The organism is Citrobacter sp. wls615 (assembly GCF_005281355.1).
Lineage (GTDB): Bacteria > Pseudomonadota > Gammaproteobacteria > Enterobacterales > Enterobacteriaceae > Citrobacter > Citrobacter werkmanii.
In genome coordinates, this window is record NZ_SZXM01000045.1 from 125168 (window position 1) to 144511 (window position 19344).

17 protein-coding genes, 7 tRNA genes and 1 other RNA gene are annotated in these 19344 nt (G+C 53.2%); 11 read left to right on the forward strand and 14 right to left on the reverse strand.

Annotation, left to right across the window (positions count from 1 at the left end):
* Positions 1-53 precede the first annotated feature (53 nt).
* Positions 54-995, forward strand: a complete 942-nt coding sequence (zitB, locus tag FDX04_RS12815) for a CDF family zinc transporter ZitB (protein WP_042309673.1) — start codon at positions 54-56, stop codon at positions 993-995.
* Here zitB and pnuC read toward each other — a convergent pair.
* The 8 genes from pnuC to FDX04_RS12855 form a co-directional block, all read right to left on the reverse strand.
* Positions 992-1711, reverse strand: coding sequence for a nicotinamide riboside transporter PnuC (gene pnuC, locus FDX04_RS12820; protein WP_137360337.1), 720 nt, complete (start codon positions 1709-1711; stop codon positions 992-994). The genes zitB and pnuC overlap by 4 nt on opposite strands.
* Positions 1712-1737: 26 nt before the next feature.
* A complete protein-coding gene (gene nadA, locus FDX04_RS12825; protein ID WP_137360338.1) occupies positions 1738-2781 on the reverse strand; it encodes a quinolinate synthase NadA in 1044 nt (347 codons plus the stop codon).
* Positions 2782-3183: 402 nt separating this feature from the next.
* A non-coding RNA gene (locus tag FDX04_RS12830) (RtT sRNA) lies at positions 3184-3316 on the reverse strand.
* Positions 3317-3338: 22 nt separating this feature from the next.
* Positions 3339-3414 (reverse strand) — tRNA-Lys (locus FDX04_RS12835).
* Between the two features lie 32 nt (positions 3415-3446).
* Positions 3447-3522 (reverse strand) — tRNA-Lys (locus tag FDX04_RS12840).
* Between the two features lie 3 nt (positions 3523-3525).
* A tRNA-Val gene (locus FDX04_RS12845) sits at positions 3526-3601 on the reverse strand.
* A gap of 46 nt (positions 3602-3647) precedes the next feature.
* Positions 3648-3723 (reverse strand) — tRNA-Val (locus FDX04_RS12850).
* Positions 3724-3769: 46 nt separating this feature from the next.
* Positions 3770-3845, reverse strand: a tRNA-Val gene (locus tag FDX04_RS12855).
* Between the two features lie 258 nt (positions 3846-4103).
* Between FDX04_RS12855 and gltX the strand changes: the two genes are divergently transcribed.
* Positions 4104-5519: a glutamate--tRNA ligase gene (gene gltX, locus FDX04_RS12860; RefSeq protein WP_038642458.1), complete on the forward strand. Its 1416-nt coding sequence runs from the start codon at positions 4104-4106 to the stop codon at positions 5517-5519.
* Between the two features lie 55 nt (positions 5520-5574).
* Here the strand turns inward: gltX and FDX04_RS12865 are convergent, their stop codons facing one another.
* A complete protein-coding gene (locus FDX04_RS12865; RefSeq protein WP_137371049.1) occupies positions 5575-5967 on the reverse strand; it encodes a YfeC-like transcriptional regulator in 393 nt (130 codons plus the stop codon).
* A gap of 1 nt (position 5968) precedes the next feature.
* Positions 5969-6331 carry a YfeC-like transcriptional regulator gene (locus tag FDX04_RS12870; protein ID WP_137360995.1) on the reverse strand — a complete coding sequence of 121 codons (363 nt, stop codon included), beginning with the start codon at positions 6329-6331 and terminating at the stop codon, positions 5969-5971.
* A gap of 221 nt (positions 6332-6552) precedes the next feature.
* On the opposite strand from FDX04_RS12870, the gene FDX04_RS12875 reads away from it, so the two are divergent.
* Positions 6553-6628, forward strand: a tRNA-Ala gene (locus FDX04_RS12875).
* Positions 6629-6670: 42 nt separating this feature from the next.
* Positions 6671-6746: transfer RNA gene (locus tag FDX04_RS12880), tRNA-Ala, on the forward strand.
* 144 nt (positions 6747-6890) lie between these two features.
* Here the strand turns inward: FDX04_RS12880 and nupC are convergent.
* A complete protein-coding gene (nupC, locus tag FDX04_RS12885; RefSeq protein WP_137360994.1) occupies positions 6891-8093 on the reverse strand; it encodes a nucleoside permease NupC in 1203 nt (400 codons plus the stop codon).
* A gap of 344 nt (positions 8094-8437) precedes the next feature.
* Between nupC and FDX04_RS12890 the strand changes: the two genes are divergently transcribed.
* A complete protein-coding gene (locus FDX04_RS12890; RefSeq protein WP_137360993.1) occupies positions 8438-9676 on the forward strand; it encodes an Nramp family divalent metal transporter in 1239 nt (412 codons plus the stop codon).
* A 32-nt stretch (positions 9677-9708) separates the two neighbouring features.
* On the opposite strand, the gene ypeC is transcribed toward FDX04_RS12890, so the two are convergent.
* Positions 9709-10035 carry a DUF2502 domain-containing protein YpeC gene (gene ypeC, locus FDX04_RS12895; RefSeq protein ID WP_003834889.1) on the reverse strand — a complete coding sequence of 109 codons (327 nt, stop codon included), beginning with the start codon at positions 10033-10035 and terminating at the stop codon, positions 9709-9711.
* A 137-nt stretch (positions 10036-10172) separates the two neighbouring features.
* Positions 10173-11162 (reverse strand): L-glyceraldehyde 3-phosphate reductase, encoded by a 990-nt coding sequence (mgrA, locus tag FDX04_RS12900; protein ID WP_137371050.1) that lies wholly within the window; start codon positions 11160-11162, stop codon positions 10173-10175.
* A gap of 184 nt (positions 11163-11346) precedes the next feature.
* Between mgrA and FDX04_RS12905 the strand changes: the two genes are divergently transcribed.
* A complete protein-coding gene (locus tag FDX04_RS12905; RefSeq protein ID WP_137360992.1) occupies positions 11347-12999 on the forward strand; it encodes an alpha-keto acid decarboxylase family protein in 1653 nt (550 codons plus the stop codon).
* On the opposite strand, the gene FDX04_RS12910 is transcribed toward FDX04_RS12905, so the two are convergent.
* Positions 13000-14235, reverse strand: a complete 1236-nt coding sequence (locus tag FDX04_RS12910; RefSeq protein WP_061382152.1) for an ion channel protein — start codon at positions 14233-14235, stop codon at positions 13000-13002.
* A gap of 204 nt (positions 14236-14439) precedes the next feature.
* On the opposite strand from FDX04_RS12910, the gene glk reads away from it, so the two are divergent.
* The 5 genes from glk to ypdE all read left to right on the forward strand — a co-directional run bounded on the left by glk (position 14440) and on the right by ypdE (position 19334).
* A complete protein-coding gene (gene glk, locus FDX04_RS12915; protein ID WP_038642435.1) occupies positions 14440-15405 on the forward strand; it encodes a glucokinase in 966 nt (321 codons plus the stop codon).
* A 191-nt stretch (positions 15406-15596) separates the two neighbouring features.
* Complete coding sequence (locus FDX04_RS12920; protein ID WP_003028254.1) at positions 15597-15923, forward strand: PTS fructose transporter subunit IIB; 327 nt, start codon at positions 15597-15599, stop codon at positions 15921-15923.
* Positions 15924-15943: 20 nt separating this feature from the next.
* A complete protein-coding gene (locus FDX04_RS12925; protein ID WP_137360991.1) occupies positions 15944-17191 on the forward strand; it encodes a PTS fructose transporter subunit IIC in 1248 nt (415 codons plus the stop codon).
* Between the two features lie 17 nt (positions 17192-17208).
* Positions 17209-18294: an aminopeptidase gene (gene ypdF / locus FDX04_RS12930; RefSeq protein WP_137371051.1), complete on the forward strand. Its 1086-nt coding sequence runs from the start codon at positions 17209-17211 to the stop codon at positions 18292-18294.
* The gene (ypdE, locus tag FDX04_RS12935; RefSeq protein ID WP_042306974.1) at positions 18294-19334 is read left to right on the forward strand and encodes an aminopeptidase; all 1041 of its coding nucleotides are present in this window, start codon (positions 18294-18296) and stop codon (positions 19332-19334) included. Before ypdF ends, ypdE begins: the two co-directional genes overlap by 1 nt.
* Positions 19335-19344: the final 10 nt, after the last annotated feature.

A 19344-nucleotide genomic window follows, 5' to 3' on the forward strand; every position in this document is an offset into this window, starting at 1 on the left:
AAAAACGGTATCATGACATACAGTAAAGGTGAGAATAACAAAGGGATGGCATAATGGCGCACTCACATACTCATACTTCTCCTGAGCAACCTAAGGACAATAATGCCCGCAGACTGCTTTTCGCATTCTGCATCACAGCCGGATTTATGCTGGTTGAAGTGGTGGGTGGGGTACTTTCAGGCTCGCTGGCATTACTGGCCGATGCCGGACATATGCTCACAGATGCCGCCGCGCTTCTATTTGCGCTGTTGGCGGTCCAGTTTTCCAGACGCCCACCCACTATACGGCACACTTTCGGCTGGTTGAGACTCACAACATTAGCCGCGTTTGTTAACGCTATCGCATTGGTTGTGATCACCATTTTAATCGTCTGGGAGGCGATTGAGCGCTTTCATACGCCACGTCCCGTAGCGGGCGGCATGATGATGATCATTGCTGTCGCGGGCTTACTGGCGAACGTGCTCGCTTTTTGGGTTTTACATCGCGGCAGTGAAGAGAAAAACCTTAACGTCCGCGCCGCAGCACTACACGTAATGGGCGATTTGCTCGGCTCGGTTGGGGCAATCATCGCTGCGCTGATTATCATCTGGACAGGCTGGACGCCAGCGGACCCGATTCTCTCGATTCTGGTTTCCGTGTTGGTACTGCGTAGCGCCTGGCGGTTGTTAAAAGATAGCGTAAATGAATTACTGGAAGGCGCTCCGCTTACATTGGATATTGCCGCATTGCAGCGCCATCTCAGCCGGGATATCCCCGAAGTTCGCAATGTGCATCATGTACACGTCTGGATGGTAGGTGAAAAACCGGTCATGACGCTGCATGTGCAGGTAGTCCCGCCGCACGATCACGACGCCCTGCTGGAGCGTATTCAACATTTCCTGATTCATCACTACCAGATTGAACACGCCACGATCCAGATGGAATATCAGCCATGCAATGGGCCGGACTGCCACCTGTATCAGGGCGTGTCCGGCCATGCACATCATCACCATTAATGGGACAGCGCGTGGGAACCACGTTCACGCGCGCTGTTAATCCACATCCTGCTGCCGTTCAGGGCGATAACCGTCAGGATCATATATTCCAGTGACATGGCATATACGCCTTGCAGAGCAAAGATCACGACGCTAATGACGTTAATGATCACCCACAACAGCCAGTTTTCAACGTATTTGCGCGTCATCAGGATCATCGCCACAATCGACAACACCATCATGCAGGAGTCCCAGAACGGGAATGCATCGGGTTGCAACTCAGGAGCCGCCACCTGTAATCCCAGCCCCTGCATAATATTCACGGCAACAAGTGTCAAAAAAGCAAACACCGGATCGATATAGACCGACATCAGGCCAATCGCCACCACGCAAGCAGCCAGCCAACCGATCGCTTTCGGTAACGGCAACCAGCGTATTTTCAGCTCTGCCTCATGCTGGCTGGTTTGCCGGGACCAGGCATACCAGCCGTAGATATTCGCGGCAAAAAAGAAAACCTGCAGCAACAGGCTGGCATAGAGCTGGATCTGAAAGAAGATAATCGCAAACAGCGTGACGTTTATCAGTCCGAAGACGTAATTACTGATTTTCTCAAGGCTCGCCAGGCCAATACACAATAACCCGGCGATCGTCCCCACGGCTTCGATCCACGACAGATCGTAACCGCCCGCACCGATCGGAATATGTACCAGAATGTTCTGCGTGCTAAAAAAGTCCATCTTTTCCCCCAGAGCAAATAAATTACTTAAGCCCGAAGTGTAGCCGCAAATTCCAACATGCGGTTTAACGGCAGCAATGCACCTTCTCGCAGCGCTGCATCTACATGTATCTCGTGAGCAGACCCCCCTTGCTCCAGACCCTCAGCAATCGCCTTGAGGCCGTTCATCGCCATCCACGGACAATGCGCGCAACTGCGACAGGTTGCCCCTTCGCCAGCCGTTGGCGCTTCAAGCAACTCTTTATCCGGAACCGCTTGCTGCATTTTGTAAAAAATACCCCGGTCTGTCGCCACTATCAGTTGCTGGTGCGGTAACGATTTAGCTGCGTTGATTAACTGACTGGTTGACCCGACCGCATCGGCCATATCAACGATGGACTGAGGTGACTCCGGGTGCACCAGCACGGCGGCATCGGGGTAAAGCCCCTTCATACGCGTTAATGCCTGGGTTTTGAATTCATCGTGGACAATACAGGCCCCCTGCCAACAGAGCACATCTGCGCCGGTCTGTTTTTGCACGTAGTTGCCCAGATGTCTGTCCGGGGCCCAGATGATTTTTTCACCTAAACTATCAAGATGCTCAATAAGTTCAACCGCAATACTGGAGGTCACAACCCAGTCGGCACGCGCTTTAACTGCCGCTGAGGTATTGGCGTAAACCACCACGGTGCGATCCGGATGCGCGTCGCAAAATGCGCTGAACGCATCAATTGGACAACCCAGATCTAATGAACATTCCGCCTGCAGGGTCGGCATCAGGATGGTCTTTTCCGGGCTGAGAATTTTGGCGGTCTCTCCCATAAACCTCACGCCCGCAACCAACAGCGTAGAAGCGGGATGTTTTGAGCCGAACCGCGCCATCTCCAGAGAATCAGAAATACAGCCGCCGGTCTCTTCGGCCAACTGTTGGATTTCAGGATCGGTGTAATAGTGCGCGACCATAACAGCATCTCGCTCTTTTAGCAGGCGCTTGATTTTTTCACGGTAAAATTGTTTTTCATCCACACTCAGCGGTGCTGGCTTCGGCGGGAACGGATAAATTGCTGCTTCAGGATCAAACATCACGCTCATCTTGCTTTCTCGTTTTACTAGCTTAACGAAATAACCGATTAAAAGCGTGACGCACGCCATATTCGGTTCGATTTGTTTTATATGCTAAACAAGATAGCGGATTAGCGCAGAAAAGTCACAATAATTGCATGTGATGAGTGCTGGATGGCGACTGACGACTTATCCGGCCTACATTTGGCACCCGTAGGCCTGATAAGCGAAGCGCATCAGGCAAGCAGGTTCGAATCTTATAAATCGCAGATAGCAAAAAGACGCCGCCAGCGCCCTCTTTTACACTGGTGGGGCGTGCAGGATGACTCGCTTCGCTCGCCCTTCGGGCCGTCGCCGTAAACGGCTCCGTTGTCGTTCGAATCTTATAAATCGCAGATAGCAAAAAGACGCCGCCAGCGCCCTCTTTTACACTGGTGGGGCGTGCAGGATGACTCGCTTTGCTCGCCCTCCGGGCCGTCGCCGTAAACGGCTCCGTTGTCTCACTACGTTCGACCCGAACCTGCTGCAGGTTCGAATCGTTAATTCTGTGCATAGCAAAAAGGCGCCTTTAGGGCGCCTTTTTACACTGGTGGGGCGTGCAGGATTCGAACCTGCGACCAATTGATTAAAAGTCAACTGCTCTACCAACTGAGCTAACGCCCCCTTATGGGGTTTACTTCTTGATACTTTCAGGATGGTGGGTCGTGCAGGATTCGAACCTGCGACCAATTGATTAAAAGTCAACTGCTCTACCAACTGAGCTAACGCCCCGAGTGGTGGGTGATGACGGGATCGAACCGCCGACCCCCTCCTTGTAAGGGAGGTGCTCTCCCAGCTGAGCTAATCACCCACTTCGGTACTGCACATTTTAACAAGAAATCCAGCTGGCGAGAAAGTGGTGGGTGATGACGGGATCGAACCGCCGACCCCCTCCTTGTAAGGGAGGTGCTCTCCCAGCTGAGCTAATCACCCACTTCTCAATTTCTTGTTTTACACGGCGGAGACTACATAAAGTAGTTGGTGGGTGATGACGGGTTCGAACCGCCGACCCCCTCCTTGTAAGGGAGGTGCTCTCCCAGCTGAGCTAATCACCCCCGCTGTGTGGAGTCGCATTATAGGGAGAGTTGAAAATGAGTCAACGCATTTTCTAAAGAAATTGTTCGTTCGTCGTAAATTTAAACAAAACGATCGCAAAACAATCCATGTAGCATGATTTGTATACGAAAATGGCAAAGCGTGATGTTCCAACCCGATCAACATTGAGGAATCAGACCACAGTGATAGAATACGAGCCTGATAATCTTCCCTGGATTTGCCGGTTGTCGGCATCTTTATAAACGTAAGGCCATTTCATGAAAATCAAAACTCGCTTCGCGCCAAGCCCGACAGGTTACCTGCACGTCGGCGGTGCGCGTACTGCTCTTTATTCCTGGCTTTTTGCACGTAACCATGGCGGTGAGTTTGTGCTGCGTATTGAAGACACCGATCTCGAACGCTCCACGCCGGAAGCTATTGAAGCCATTATGGATGGTATGAACTGGCTGAATCTGGAATGGGATGAAGGCCCGTACTTCCAGACCAAACGTTTTGATCGCTACAACGCTGTTATTGATGAAATGCTGGAAGCAGGCACCGCATATAAGTGCTACTGCTCCAAAGAGCGCCTGGATGCGCTGCGCGAAGAGCAGATGGCGAACGGTGAGAAGCCGCGTTACGACGGCCGCTGCCGCCATGGTCATGAGCACCATGCCGCCGATGAACCTTGCGTGGTGCGTTTTGCCAACCCGCAGGACGGTTCCGTTATTTTTGACGATCAGATCCGTGGCCCGATCGAATTCAGCAACCAGGAGCTGGACGATCTGATCATCCGCCGTACCGACGGTTCCCCGACCTACAACTTCTGTGTGGTGGTCGACGACTGGGATATGGAAATTACCCACGTTATTCGTGGCGAAGACCATATCAATAACACCCCGCGTCAGATCAACATCCTGAAAGCGCTGAACGCGCCGGTGCCGGTTTACGCGCACGTGTCGATGATCAACGGCGACGACGGTAAAAAACTCTCTAAACGTCACGGTGCGGTCAGCGTGATGCAGTACCGCGATGACGGCTACCTGCCGGAAGCGCTGCTGAACTATCTGGTACGCCTGGGCTGGTCCAGCGGCGATCAGGAAATCTTCACCCGTGAAGAGATGATTAAACTGTTCTCCCTCGGTGCGGTGAGCAAGTCTGCGAGCGCGTTCAACACTGAAAAACTGCAGTGGTTGAACCATCACTACATTAATGCGCTGGCGCCGGAATATGTGGCAACGCATCTGCAATGGCACATTGAGCAGGAAAATATCGATACCCGCGTTGGGCCTCAACTGTCTGAGCTGGTGAAACTGCTGGGCGAGCGTTGTAAGACTCTGAAAGAGATGGCGCAGAGCTGCCGCTACTTCTACGAAGACTTTGCTGAGTTCGATGCCGACGCGGCGAAGAAACACCTGCGTCCGGTTGCGCGTCAGCCTCTGGAAGTGGTTCGCGACAAACTGGCCGCCATTACCGAGTGGACGGCAGAAAACGTCCACCACGCGATTCAGGCAACCGCTGATGAGCTGGAAGTGGGCATGGGTAAAGTTGGGATGCCGCTGCGTGTCGCGGTAACCGGCGCGGGTCAGTCCCCGGCGTTAGACGTCACGGTGCATGCGATTGGCAAATCCCGCAGCGTTGAGCGTATTAACAAAGCGCTGGCGTTTATTGCAGAGCGTGAAAGTCAGCAGTAATTCAGGCTGATTGATGACACAACGGCAGGATGCACTCCTGCCGTTTTTTTATCCGTTATTCAGACTCATCAATCCCCAGACGGATAAGGAAATTACGAATCCCTTCGCGCGAGATATACATCGCCAGCTTTTCTTGTTCCGTTGGAGACATATTGTCCAGCGCGCTGATTATCTGGCGGCAGGCATGGCTGCGCACTACATGGGTGTATTCTGCCAGCGGCTCTTCAGCCTGATAAACCTCAGGAACTTTGCGAAAAGCGGGAATGTTGAGCAGAAACGTGCGGACGCCGGAGTCGATAAGAATAAGTCTTGCACGACCACCTTTAACACCGGGAAATTTTTCGGTGGTCCAGTTTTGTTCTCTGATCCAACGATTGACGGTTTGTTTGGCGACCCCGAGACATTCCGCCAGCTCTTCGGTCGTCATTTTGCTGCGTAATTTTTTCATATTATTTGTTATCGCGGATCCCTAAGCGTTGTAATAAACCCGTAATGCCTTCACGCAGGATCAGTGACGTAAACATTTTCTGTTCTGACGGTGTCATCTCTTTGGCGAGCCTAATCAGCAGAGCTTCAATAGAGTTATCGCCGGATAACGATAAGTTATCTGATAAACCTTCGGCTGAACGCTCGGCGCTGCGAATGTATTCACGAACTTGTTCGGTGACGTGAACCAGACGGGCTTTACCGCCCTGAACGCCTGGTTTTGGTGATGTAGCCCAACCTTCCTTGCGCACCCATTTATTGATGGTCTGTCGGCTGTATCCGGTCAGATTAGCAAGCTCTTCTGGCGTCATCCGTTCCTTGAACATAACGATTCCCTGAATAGTCGTGGGGTTAATTAGTGGTTCATTTTATAGCACCATTTTAGTAGAAACCGTGACGCGTTTAACTACTGAATGCGAGTTGTTACGCAATGTTCTTCATTTGACTGCTTTTTCAGCGATTGAATTCTATGAGTTAATTTTGCCGTTGACACACGCGAAGGGAATTCATATGATGCCGCCCGTCAACTCGACAAGCTTTACGTGACGGGGCTATAGCTCAGCTGGGAGAGCGCTTGCATGGCATGCAAGAGGTCAGCGGTTCGATCCCGCTTAGCTCCACCAAATTTAATCCCAATAAATTTGGTATGTACGTAAAAGCATCGTGGGGCTATAGCTCAGCTGGGAGAGCGCTTGCATGGCATGCAAGAGGTCAGCGGTTCGATCCCGCTTAGCTCCACCAAAATTTAAACCCTCGCTGTAAAGCGGGGGTTTTTTGTTTCTGCATCCTGCCAGTTCTCACCTCGTAACTCTTCGGTTTGCTGAATAGCAGGCATAAAAAAGCCGGGGAAATCCCCGGCATTTTTACAACGATATTGTCTTAGGCTTACAGCACCAGTGCTGCGATGGATGCAGACAGTACGCTCACCAGCGTAGAGCCGTACACCAGCTTCAGACCAAAGCGGGAAACCACGTTACCTTGTTCTTCGTTCAGGCCTTTAATCGCGCCGGCGATAATCCCGATAGAAGAGAAGTTAGCGAAGGAGACCAGGAACACAGAGATGATGCCTTCGGCGCGTGGAGAGAGCGTAGAGGCGATTTTCTGCAGATCCATCATCGCGACGAATTCGTTAGAAACCAGTTTGGTTGCCATGATACTGCCCACCTGCAGCGCTTCGCTGGACGGCACACCCATCACCCATGCAACCGGGTAGAAGATGTAGCCCAGGATGCCCTGGAAGGAGATGCTGTAGCCAAACCAACCGGTTACGGTAGCGAACAGGGCGTTCAGGGCGGCGATCAGCGCGATGAAACCAATCAGCATGGCTGCAACGATAATGGCTACTTTGAAACCTGCCAGGATGTATTCACCCAGCATTTCGAAGAAGCTCTGACCTTCGTGCAGGTTAGACATCTGAATATTTTCTTCGCTGGCATCAACGGTGTAGGGGTTGATCAGCGACAGCACGATGAAGGTGCTGAACATGTTCAGAACCAGCGCAGCAACCACGTACTTCGGCTCCAGCATGGTCATATACGCGCCGACGATAGACATGGAAACGGTCGACATCGCCGTTGCAGCCATGGTGTACATACGGTTGCGGGACATTTTGCCGAGAATATCTTTATAGGCGATAAAGTTCTCGGACTGACCCAGGATCAGGGAGCTGACGGCGTTGAAGGATTCCAGCTTGCCCATACCGTTGACTTTAGATAACAGGAAACCAATCGCGCGAATAACAATTGGCAGAACGCGGATGTGCTGCAAAATACCGATCAGCGCGGAAATGAAGACGATCGGGCAAAGCACTTTCAGGAAGAAGAATGCCAGGCCTTTGTCGTTCATGCTGCCGAAGACAAAGTTTGTCCCTTCGTTAGCGAATCCGAGCAGTTTTTCAAACATCTCGGAGAAGCCTCTCACGAAGCCCAGACCGACATCAGAGTTCAGGAAGAACCATGCCAGTAACACTTCAATAACAAGCAGTTGAATAACATAACGAATGCGGATTTTTTTACGGTCACTGCTTGCCAGCAGTGCGAGTACCGCAACCACGGCAAGGGCCAGGACAAAATGAAGAACGCGGTCCATATTTGCTCCAAATATGAGGCAGGTTTAGTTTTCGTGCACATTCTATGTAACAACCATAAAGAAAACGAGATCAAACACACACTATAATAAGGACCTGTGACGAGATTCAAAATTAGTGATCGGTGATACACTTCCGTTATGTTGAGTAGGGAAGTGAAAAGTTATGTCATTGTGCTAATCTCATAACAATAATCAAACATCTCACCGGTATTTCCAGAATCCTTATCGATCCATAGACAAACGCTATCAGAGAAATCAACTTCACCCATTAAAATGAATTTGATAATCATTCTCAATAAGCGTAGCTTGAAACATAGCAAAGGCTATGTTTCTGAGGCACTAAAATGACTAACGATCGCGTTGAGAGTAGCAGTGGACGGGCAGCGCGCAAGTTGAAGCTCGCATTAATGGGACCTGCGTTCATCGCGGCGATCGGCTATATCGATCCGGGTAACTTTGCCACCAATATCCAGGCAGGGGCCAGCTTTGGTTATAAATTGCTGTGGGTGGTGGTCTGGGCAAACCTGATGGCGATGCTGATTCAGGTGCTGTCGGCAAAACTGGGTATTGCCACGGGTAAAAACCTGGCGGAGCAAATTCGCGATCATTACCCTCGTCCGGTGGTGTGGTTTTACTGGGTGCAGGCTGAAATTATCGCCATGGCGACCGACCTTGCTGAGTTTATTGGCGCTGCGATTGGTTTCAAACTGATCCTGGGTGTTTCATTATTGCAGGGGGCCGTGCTTACCGGTATCGCGACGTTTTTAATTCTGATGCTGCAGCGCCGCGGGCAAAAACCGCTGGAAAAAGTCATTGGCGGCTTGCTGTTGTTTGTGGCAGCGGCTTACATCGTGGAACTGGTCTTTTCCCAACCCAATCTGGCGCAGCTTAGCAAAGGGATGATTATTCCCAACCTGCCCAATTCTGAGGCTGTGTTCCTGGCTGCTGGCGTGCTTGGCGCGACCATCATGCCGCATGTGATCTATTTGCATTCTTCTTTAACCCAGCATCTGCACGGCGGAACGCGGCAACAACGCTATGCGGCCACGAAATGGGATGTGGCTATCGCCATGACGATTGCCGGATTTGTGAATCTGGCGATGATGGCGACAGCTGCCGCCGCATTTCATTTTAGCGGGCATACCGGTATCGCCGATCTCGATCAGGCGTACCTGACCCTTGAACCGCTGTTGAGCCACGCGGCGGCGACGGTGTTTGGTTTAAGCCTGGTGGCAGCGGGACTGTCTTCTACTGTGGTCGGCACGTTGGCGGGGCAGGTGGTGATGCAGGGGTTTATCCGCTTCCACATTCCGCTGTGGGTACGCCGTACTGTCACCATGATGCCATCATTTATTGTGATTCTGATGGGGCTGGATCCCACCCGTATTCTGGTGATGAGCCAGGTGTTGCTCAGTTTCGGGATTGCATTAGCTCTGGTGCCGCTACTGGTCTTCACCAGCAACGGTGAACTGATGGGCGATCTGGTGAATACCCGGTGGGTGAAACATCTTGGCTGGATGATTGTTGTGTTGGTGGTCGCACTCAATATCTGGCTTCTGGTGGGAACCGCGCTCGGTTTGTAAAAACAAAAGAGCCCGTAGGCTCTTTTGTTACATTAATGATGATGTTTGTGGCCGCGCCCGCGACCGCGATGGTCGTCACGGTCATTCCAGCCTTCACGATAGCCGCGCTCATAAGCTTTACGTTTATCCCAGCCACGATGATAGCCATTGTCATGACGCCACCAGCGGTTTTTGCGCCACTCATAGTTATGATGCCAGTAATCCCGGTCGCGCCAGCGGCCGCCATCCCAGTAGTTACCGTAATTATCGCGATCGCCAATTTGCAATTTTATTGATGGCAGCAGGGTGATTTCGCCAGCGTTCGCGGCCAGCGGGGTAAAAGCCAATAAGACTGCCGCCAGAATCAGTGACCTGAACATTTTTACTCTCCTTCACGATCGAGCCGTAGCCGGCCTGTTAACGTAATATTACGGGGCAGTAAAGCCCCGTTTCATCGCCTTAACTCTTAAATCGCGAGCGAGAGCACTTTTTGTTAATAAATGTGTCTTTATTTCAATCAGCTCAGAATGGCATCAATTTCCGCGCACTCTTCGGCAGAGAAATGACGGTTTGCCAGCATGCCAACGGCGTCTTCAATTTGCGCGGGTTTACTGGCGCCAATCAACACCGAGGTGACCTTGTCTTCCCGTAATACCCACGCGAGCGCCATCTGAGAAAGTTTTTGTCCCCGACGTTCTGCCAGCGCGTTCAGCGCACGGACCTTTTCCAGTTTTTGTGGCGTTAACTGGTCCGGGTTAAGAAAACGGCTGGAGCTTGCCGCGCGCGAGTCCGCAGGAATACCGTTCAGGTAGCGGTCGGTTAATTGCCCACCCGCCAGTGGCGAGAAGGCGATACTGCCAACCCCCTTTTCCTGTAATAGCGACAGCAGGCCACTTTCGACCCAACGTTCAAACAGGGAATATTTAGGCTGGTGGATAAGGCAGGGCGTGCCTAAATCGTCGAGTATTTCAATCGCCTGCCTGGCAAGCTCCGCCGGATAATTAGACAGTCCGACATATAGCGCTTTACCCTGACGGACAATATGATCCAGCGCGCGCATGGTTTCTCTGAGCGGCGTTTCAGGATCGGGCCGGTGGTGATAGAAGATATCAACATACTCCAGCCCCAGGCGTTTGAGGCTTTGATCGAGGCTGGCAATCAGGTATTTGCGCGAACCCCAGTCACCGTAAGGACCTTCCCACATGGTGTAGCCAGCTTTGGTAGAGATGACCAGCTCGTCCCGCCACGGTAAAAAATTTTCCTGCAGAATGCGGCCAAAATTTCGCTCCGCTGAGCCCGGCGGTGGGCCATAGTTATTCGCCAGGTCAAAATGATTAATTCCCAGATCGAATGCGCGCTGTAACAGAGCCCGACTGTTCTCTACCTGCGTGGCATCACCAAAGTTATGCCACAAACCCAAAGAGACAATCGGGAGTTTGAGGCCGCTCTGGCCGCAGCGGCGATACTCCATTGTTTGATAGCGATTTTCATCAGCCTGATAAACCATGTAGCCTCCTGTCGGATAACGTGTGTCATTGAGTGTATACGTTTACATAAAGCAGGCGGCAATGAATTTTTAATCGTCAAAACTGTACATCTTGCTTTCCACCCCCTTCACAACAACTCCCCTGGACAGTCATCACAGTTCTTCGATACTCAACATTGAGGTTACCGTCAGAAGGATAGCTGTCATGCAAACCCAATATTCCGTTGCTGATTATCTGCTGGACAGGCTGGCAGGCTGTGGCGTCGGCCACCTCTTTGGTGTGCCTGGTGATTATAATTTGCAGTTTCTTGACCACGTGATTGAACATCCCGGCATACGTTGGGTTGGGTGTGCGAACGAATTAAATGCGGCTTATGCCGCGGATGGCTATGCCAGGGTGGTAGGGGCAGGAGCATTGCTCACCACGTTTGGCGTGGGAGAGTTAAGTGCAATCAACGGTATCGCCGGAAGCTATGCGGAATATGTTCCTGTCTTACATGTTGTCGGCGCGCCCTGTCGCGGTGCGCAGCGTCGCGGGGAACTGATGCATCACACCCTTGGCGACGGTGACTTTCAGCATTTTTACCGTATGCAGCAGGCGGTGACGACGGCCAGCGCAGTGCTGGATGAACAAAACGCCTGTTATGAAATTGACCGTGTGCTGCGTGCGATGTTAACAGAGCGCAGGCCAGGCTACCTGATGTTGCCTGCTGATGTGGCCAAACAGCCCGCTACGCCGCCGAATGACATTCTGATTGTTCCTCTGAGCGAACCGGAAAGCAGCGTGGCAGAAGCGTTTCGCTATTATGCCCGCGAGCGGCTGTTGGACAGTCCGCGCGTAGCGCTGTTGGCCGACTTTCTCGCGCAGCGCTTTGGTTTACAGCCTGTTTTGCAGCGTTGGATGGCGGAAACGCCGATGGCCCACGCCACGCTGTTGATGGGGAAAGGGTTATTTGATGAGCGTCACCCGGCGTTTGTCGGTACGTACAGCGCCGGAGCCAGTAGCGATTATGTGCGCCAGGCGATTGAAGATGCCGATACGATTATTTGCGTCGGTACACAATTTGTCGACACCCTGACCGCTGGGTTTACGCAACGGTTACCAGCGGAGCGTACTATTGAAGTTCAGCCCCATGCGTCACGTGTTGGTACCCAATGGTTTAACGTTCCGATGGAACAGGCCGTCACTACGTTACGCGAGTTGTGTCTGGAGATGTCGTTTTCACTGCCGCCCGAACGCCCGCCAGTTAGGCGTATCCAGGTTGAGAAGGGGCTGCTGACCCAGGAAAATTTCTGGCCAACGGTGCAGCATTATCTGGCGCCGGATGACATCATCCTCGTCGACCAGGGAACGGCGGCATTTGGTGCGGCTGCGCTCTCGCTACCCAGCGGTGCGGAAGTTCTGGTCCAACCGCTGTGGGGTTCCATCGGCTACGCGCTCCCGGCGGCATTTGGCGCGCAAACAGCCTGCCCGGACCGCCGGGTGATCCTGATTATTGGCGATGGCGCAGCGCAGCTCACTATCCAGGAACTGGGCTCTATGCTCAGAGATGGGCAATCACCGGTGATTTTACTGCTTAACAATGACGGCTATACCGTGGAGAGGGCTATTCACGGGGCAAATCAGCGCTATAACGACATCGCCGGATGGAACTGGACGCAGGTGCCGCAGGCGTTAAGTCATGAATGTCAGGCGGAATGCTGGCGAGTGAAGCAGGCGGTACAACTGGAGGAAGTGCTGGCCCGACTGTCCCGTCCGCAACGGTTGTCATTAATTGAAGTGGTGCTACCGAAAGCCGATCTTCCTGAGTTATTGCGCACGGTGACCCGTGCGCTGGAATCTCGCAACGGAGGATAGCTACTCCTCGGGGCGGCTGGCGATCATCATTGGTTTTCCGGCCAATAACAGCCACGCAGGGAGCATAACGACGCAAAGCAGCGGTAGCAGAGTGGTGTCTGGCACCACGACTGCCGCCATAAACAGGCTCAGCCACGCGTCGCGGGTAACGACCAGCACCAGCCCGAGAATTGCGCAGGAGACCGTGATGGCTGCCGGAACGGCTTCAACATGGGCGTGCAGCATCAGACCCAGCGCGACGCCCACGAAGACCGCCGGAAAAATTCGCCCGCCGCGAAAACCGCTCGCTGCGGCGACCACCAATGCCGCCAGTTTGATCACGGCAAGCAACAAATAATCTGATGTCCCCAGCGTCTGGCTAAACGCCATTTGCTGCATTTCATCCAGTCCCTTAAATAAGGTAAGCGGCCCGCCAATTACACCCAAAATACCGAGAATAAAACCACCAACTCCAAGGATCAGTACCGGGTGTTTAAGCTGATGCATTAAATGATGCAAGCGCGGTAGACACCAGACGGCCACCATGCCCGCGGCAATGGCGATAGCAGCAACGACCGCACCGCTGAGGATATCGATCAGATGCATTTGCGTATAGTGCGCGATGGGCAATGAAAAATGGGGATGAAAGAACAGGCTGGTGGTCAGTGAACCTGCGGCGGCGGCCATTAATGGCGCAAACAGGCGATCCCACAAAGGAACATCGTTCGAGCTATTCAGCGTTTGCGAAAACACCAACGCGGCGGCAACGGGAGTACCAAATAACGCCCCGATGGTGCCGGCAGAGGCGAGAATGGTCCAGTCCAGCTTAGCAATGCGCGGAAAGAGGCGACTGCCAAGCGCCACTGCGAGGGCGATATTCACGGTCATGATGGGATGTTCCGGCCCTAAACTGACGCCGCCCGCCAGACCGAGGATTAACGCCGCCAGCAGGCCTGGCAGTGCCGAAACGGCCACCGGCATTCCGATTAACGGTTCACAAGCAGGATCCGGGCCTGCATGACCCCGGCTGTAGCGGATGACAAGCCCGACCATCAGTCCGGTTAACGTGAGCATACCGATGATCCACAGCGGAGAGTCCTGGGCAATTCCGATGCTAATCGGCAGACGCTCCCACAAAAATTGCTGTAACACGGAAGCGACTTTCATCACAACGATCAACACCAGGCTGGACGCTATGCCAATGATTATCGCGGGAGTTGATAGCAAGAGCATCGTTCTGGCTCGCGGATGGAGCATTTTCAATTCCTTCAAACAGAGTCATAGATATAGTTTGCACAGCCTGCGCGGCCGCATCGCTGCAAATGGTGCTGAAACGATAAAGTAATTGTGTGATCTGGATCGATTTTCTACGGGCATCAGCCTTCAGGCCGTTGTTGTTATGCCCCCATGAATTTACAGTGTGGCAAAGATTTATTCTGACTTTAGCGGAGCAGTGGAAGAATGACAAAATATGCTTTAGTAGGTGATGTTGGCGGCACCAACGCACGTCTTGCTCTGTGCGACATTGCCAGCGGCGAGATTTCGCAGGCAAAAACGTATTCCGGGCTGGATTACCCCAGTCTGGAGGCCGTGGTGCGCGTGTACCTGGATGAGCATAGCGTCAGCGTCGAAGATGGTTGCATTGCCATTGCCTGTCCGATCACCGGCGACTGGGTGGCAATGACCAACCATACCTGGGCATTCTCTATTGCGGAGATGAAAAAAAATCTGGGCTTTAGCCATCTGGAAATCATCAATGATTTCACCGCCGTGTCGATGGCAATCCCCATGCTGAAAAAAGAGCATTTGATCCAGTTTGGTGGCGCGGAACCTGTTGAAGGTAAACCGATAGCCGTCTATGGCGCAGGAACCGGACTCGGCGTGGCGCACCTGGTGCACGTTGATAAACGCTGGGTAAGCCTGCCCGGTGAAGGCGGGCACGTGGATTTTGCGCCTAACAGCGAAGAAGAGGGGATTATCCTCGAGGTCCTGCGAGCGGAAATCGGTCATGTTTCTGCTGAGCGAGTGCTCTCAGGACCCGGACTGGTGAACCTGTATCGCGCCATCGTCAAATCAGACGGTCGCCTGCCGGAAAATCTGCAGCCGAAGGATATCACCGCCCGTGCGCTGGAAGATTCCTGTATCGACTGCCGCCGCGCGCTGTCGCTGTTCTGCGTGATTATGGGACGCTTTGGCGGCGATTTGGCGTTAACGCTGGGCACGTTTGGTGGCGTGTATATCGCTGGCGGGATCGTGCCGCGCTTCCTTGAATTCTTTAAAGCTTCCGGTTTCCGCGGTGGGTTTGAAGATAAAGGACGTTTTAAAGCCTATGTTCAGGATATTCCGGTGTATCTGATTGTGCATGATAATCCGGGTCTGCTTGGCTCCGGCGCACATCTGCGCCAGACGCTGGGGCATATTCTTTAATTCCTCAATCACTCCCCCGCATAACCGCGTAAATCACGCGGTTTTTTTATGCCTGCCGACCAGCTTTCCGACCTTCGTCACACTTCCTGATTACTGGATTATATGTCCAGTAAAAGCATTATTTGTCTGATAACGGTCCCTACTTGCCTCGGACCATAATTTCTCTCGTTAACTATTACGAGGAAATGAATATGAGCAAAAAATTAATTGCTGTCTGTGCGTGTCCGATGGGGCTGGCTCACACCTTTATGGCGGCGCAGGCGCTGGAAGAAGCGGCGGTTGAAGCCGGTTATGAAGTGAAAATCGAAACTCAGGGCGCTGACGGAATTCAAAATCGTCTGACGGCGCAGGATATTGCTGAGGCGACGTTAATCATCCATTCAGTTGCCGTAACTCCGGAAGATAACGAGCGTTTTGAGTCGCGTGATGTCTACGAAATTACGCTACAGGACGCGATAAAAAATGCGGCCGGCATCATTAAAGAGATCGAAGAGATGGTTGCCGCTGAACAACAATAATCATCGACAGGGAACTACGTATGGCCATTAAAAAACGCAGTGCAACCGTTGTGCCTGGCGCATCTGGTGCGGCAGCGGCAATAAAAAATCCACCGGCCTCCCGCAACAGCTTCTGGGGCGAACTTCCGCAACATGTGATGTCGGGTATTTCACGCATGGTGCCGACGTTAATTATGGGCGGGGTAATTCTCGCCTTCTCGCAACTGATCGCTTATAGCTGGCTCGATATTCCTGCTGACACTGGCATCATGGATGCGCTGAACAGCGGAAAATTTACCGGTTTTAATCTCTCATTATTGAAGTTTGCCTGGCTGTCGCAATCTTTTGGCGGCGTGCTGTTTGGTTTTGCTATTCCGATGTTTGCCGCGTTCGTTGCCAACTCCATCGGCGGCAAGCTGGCGTTTCCGGCGGGGTTCATCGGTGGGCTGATGTCTACTCAGCCTACGCAGCTGCTGAATTTTGACACATCAACGCTGCAATGGGTAACCAGTGCACCCGTACCCTCCACCTTTATTGGCGCGCTAATTATCTCGATTGTTGCCGGGTATCTGGTGAAATGGATGAACCAAAAAATCCAGCTCCCTGATTTCCTGCTGGCGTTTAAGACCACCTTTTTGCTGCCCATTCTCTCTGCCATTTTCGTCATGCTGGCGATGTATTACGTGATCACGCCGTTTGGCGGCTGGATCAACGGCGGCATCCGTACTCTGCTGACCGCAGCAGGAGAGAAAGGCACGCTGATGTATGCGATGGGGATTTCCGCGGCCACAGCGATTGACCTCGGCGGGCCGATTAATAAAGCCGCTGGATTTGTCGCCTTCAGCTTTACCACCGATCACGTTCTGCCGGTCACCGCGCGCTCTATTGCGATTGTTATTCCGCCGATTGGCCTCGGGCTGGCAACGCTGCTTGACCGCCGCTTAACGGGTAAGCGTCTGTTCAGCGCCCAGCTCTACCCGCAGGGAAAAACGGCAATGTTCCTCGCATTTATGGGCATCAGCGAAGGGGCTATCCCGTTTGCGCTGGAAAGCCCCATCACAGCAATTCCCTCCTACATGGTTGGAGCCATTGTCGGATCGACGGCTGCCGTCTGGCTGGGTGCGGTGCAGTGGTTCCCTGAGTCGGCGATCTGGGCATGGCCGCTGGTGACCAATCTCGGTGTCTATATGGCAGGGATCCTGTTAGGTGCGGTGATTACCGCGCTGATGGTGGTGTTCCTGCGTCATCTGATGTACCGCAAAGGCAAATTGCTGATTGAAAGCCTCTGATCAAAAGGATTGTAACCATGAGCTTACTTGCCTCGCTGCGTGACTGGCTGACGGCGCAACATCTTGATGCGATGCTGCTGTCATCGCGACAGAATAAACAGCCGCATATGGGGATCTCCAGCAGTTCAGGGTATGTGTTTATCAGCCATGAAAGCGCGCATATCCTGGTCGATGCCCGTTATTACACCGATGTCGCTACGCGTACTCAGGACTACCAGATCCATCTCCTCGATGGCACGCAGACGTTGTATTCACGGGTGAATCACATCATTGCTGACGAAAAGCTGCAGACGGTGGGGTTCGAAGGCGAGCAGGTAAGCTGGGAAACGGCAAAGACATGGGCAGACAAACTGCATGGAAGACTGGTGAGCGCCGTGCCGGACGTGCTTCGGCAGGTGAAAACGGCCCAGGAAATAGCCTGTATCCGAGAAGCCTGTCGGATTGCCGACCTCAGCGCTGAACACATACGGCGTTTTATTAAACCAGGTCTGCGTGAGCGCGAGATTGCCGCCGAACTGGAGTGGTACATGCGTACGCTCGGCGCAGATAAAGCCTCTTTTGACACCATTGTCGCCAGCGGCTGGCGCGGGGCGCTGCCGCACGGCAAAGCCAGCGACAAGCGTGTCGAGGCGGGTGAGTTCATTACGCTGGATTTTGGCGCACAGTATCAGGGGTATTGTTCAGATATGACGCGAACGTTTCGCCTACCCGACGCCAACCAACCTGCAGAAGAAAGCGCGCTATTTTCGATTTATCAGGTTGTACTGGAAGCGCAACTGGCGGCGGTGGCGGCAATCCGACCCGGCGCGCGTTGCAATGAGGTGGACGCCGCAGCCAGGCAAGTTATTACGCAGGCGGGCTATGGTAATGAGTTTGGTCACAATACCGGACACGCTATCGGCATTGAGGTCCATGAAAATCCACGTTTTTCACCCACCGATGCGACGCCTCTGGCGGCGGGAATGCTGCTCACCGTTGAGCCAGGTATTTATCTGCCGGGGCAGGGCGGAGTGCGTATTGAGGACGTGGTACTGGTTACGCCAGACGGCGGCGAGGTGCTCTACACCATGGCGAAAACATTGTTACACACGGGAGAGGCGTGATGGACTTATCGCTACTGAAGGCGCTGAGCGAGGCTGATGCGATCGCCTCCTCAGAACAGGAGGTGCGACAGATCTTGCTCGAAGAAGCAGATCGTCTGCACAAAGAAGTGCGCTTCGATGGGTTAGGATCGGTGTTGATCCGCCTGAATGAATCAACCGGTCCGAAGGTAATGATCTGTGCGCATATGGATGAAGTGGGATTTATTGTGCGCAGTATTTCCAGCGAAGGAGCGATCGATGTCTTGCCGGTGGGAAATGTGCGTATGGCGGCCAGACAGTTGCAGCCGGTGCGAATTACCACTCGCGAAGAGAGCAAAATCCCGGGTCTGCTCGACGGAGAGCGCAGTGGCAATGAGGTGAATGCGCTACGGGTAGATATTGGCGCTCGATCTTATGACGAAGTACTTCAGGCCGGCGTGCACCCAGGCGATCGCGTTACCTTTGACACGACTTTTCAGGTTTTGCCGCACCAACGCGTCATGGGCAAAGCCTTTGATGACCGGCTTGGATGTTATTTGCTGGTCGCGCTGCTGCGCGAATGGCATGGCGCCGATCTCCCTTGCGAGGTGTGGCTGGTAGCCAGTTCCAGTGAGGAAGTTGGACTGCGCGGAGGGCAAACGGCCGCGCGTGCAGTTGCCCCCGATGTAGCGATCGTGCTGGACACCGCCTGCTGGGCGAAAAATTTTGATTGTGGCGCGGCCAACCACCGACAGCTCGGCAAAGGCCCGATGCTGGTGTTGAGCGATAAATCGCTGATTGCGCCGCCAAAGCTGACGGCATGGATTGAAAGTGTGGCCGCTGACGCGGGTATACCGTTACAGCTCGATATGTTCAGTAATGGCGGCACCGATGGCGGGGCTGTACACGTCAGCGGAACGGGGATCCCGACGGTTGTTATGGGGCCAGCCACGCGGCATGGGCACTGTGCGGCATCGATTGCCGACTGTCGTGACATCATCCAGACGCAGCAGTTGCTGTCGGCGCTTATTTCACATCTTACGTGCGAAACCGTGGCTCATCTGACGGACTTCAGGTGCTGATTTCGCGCTA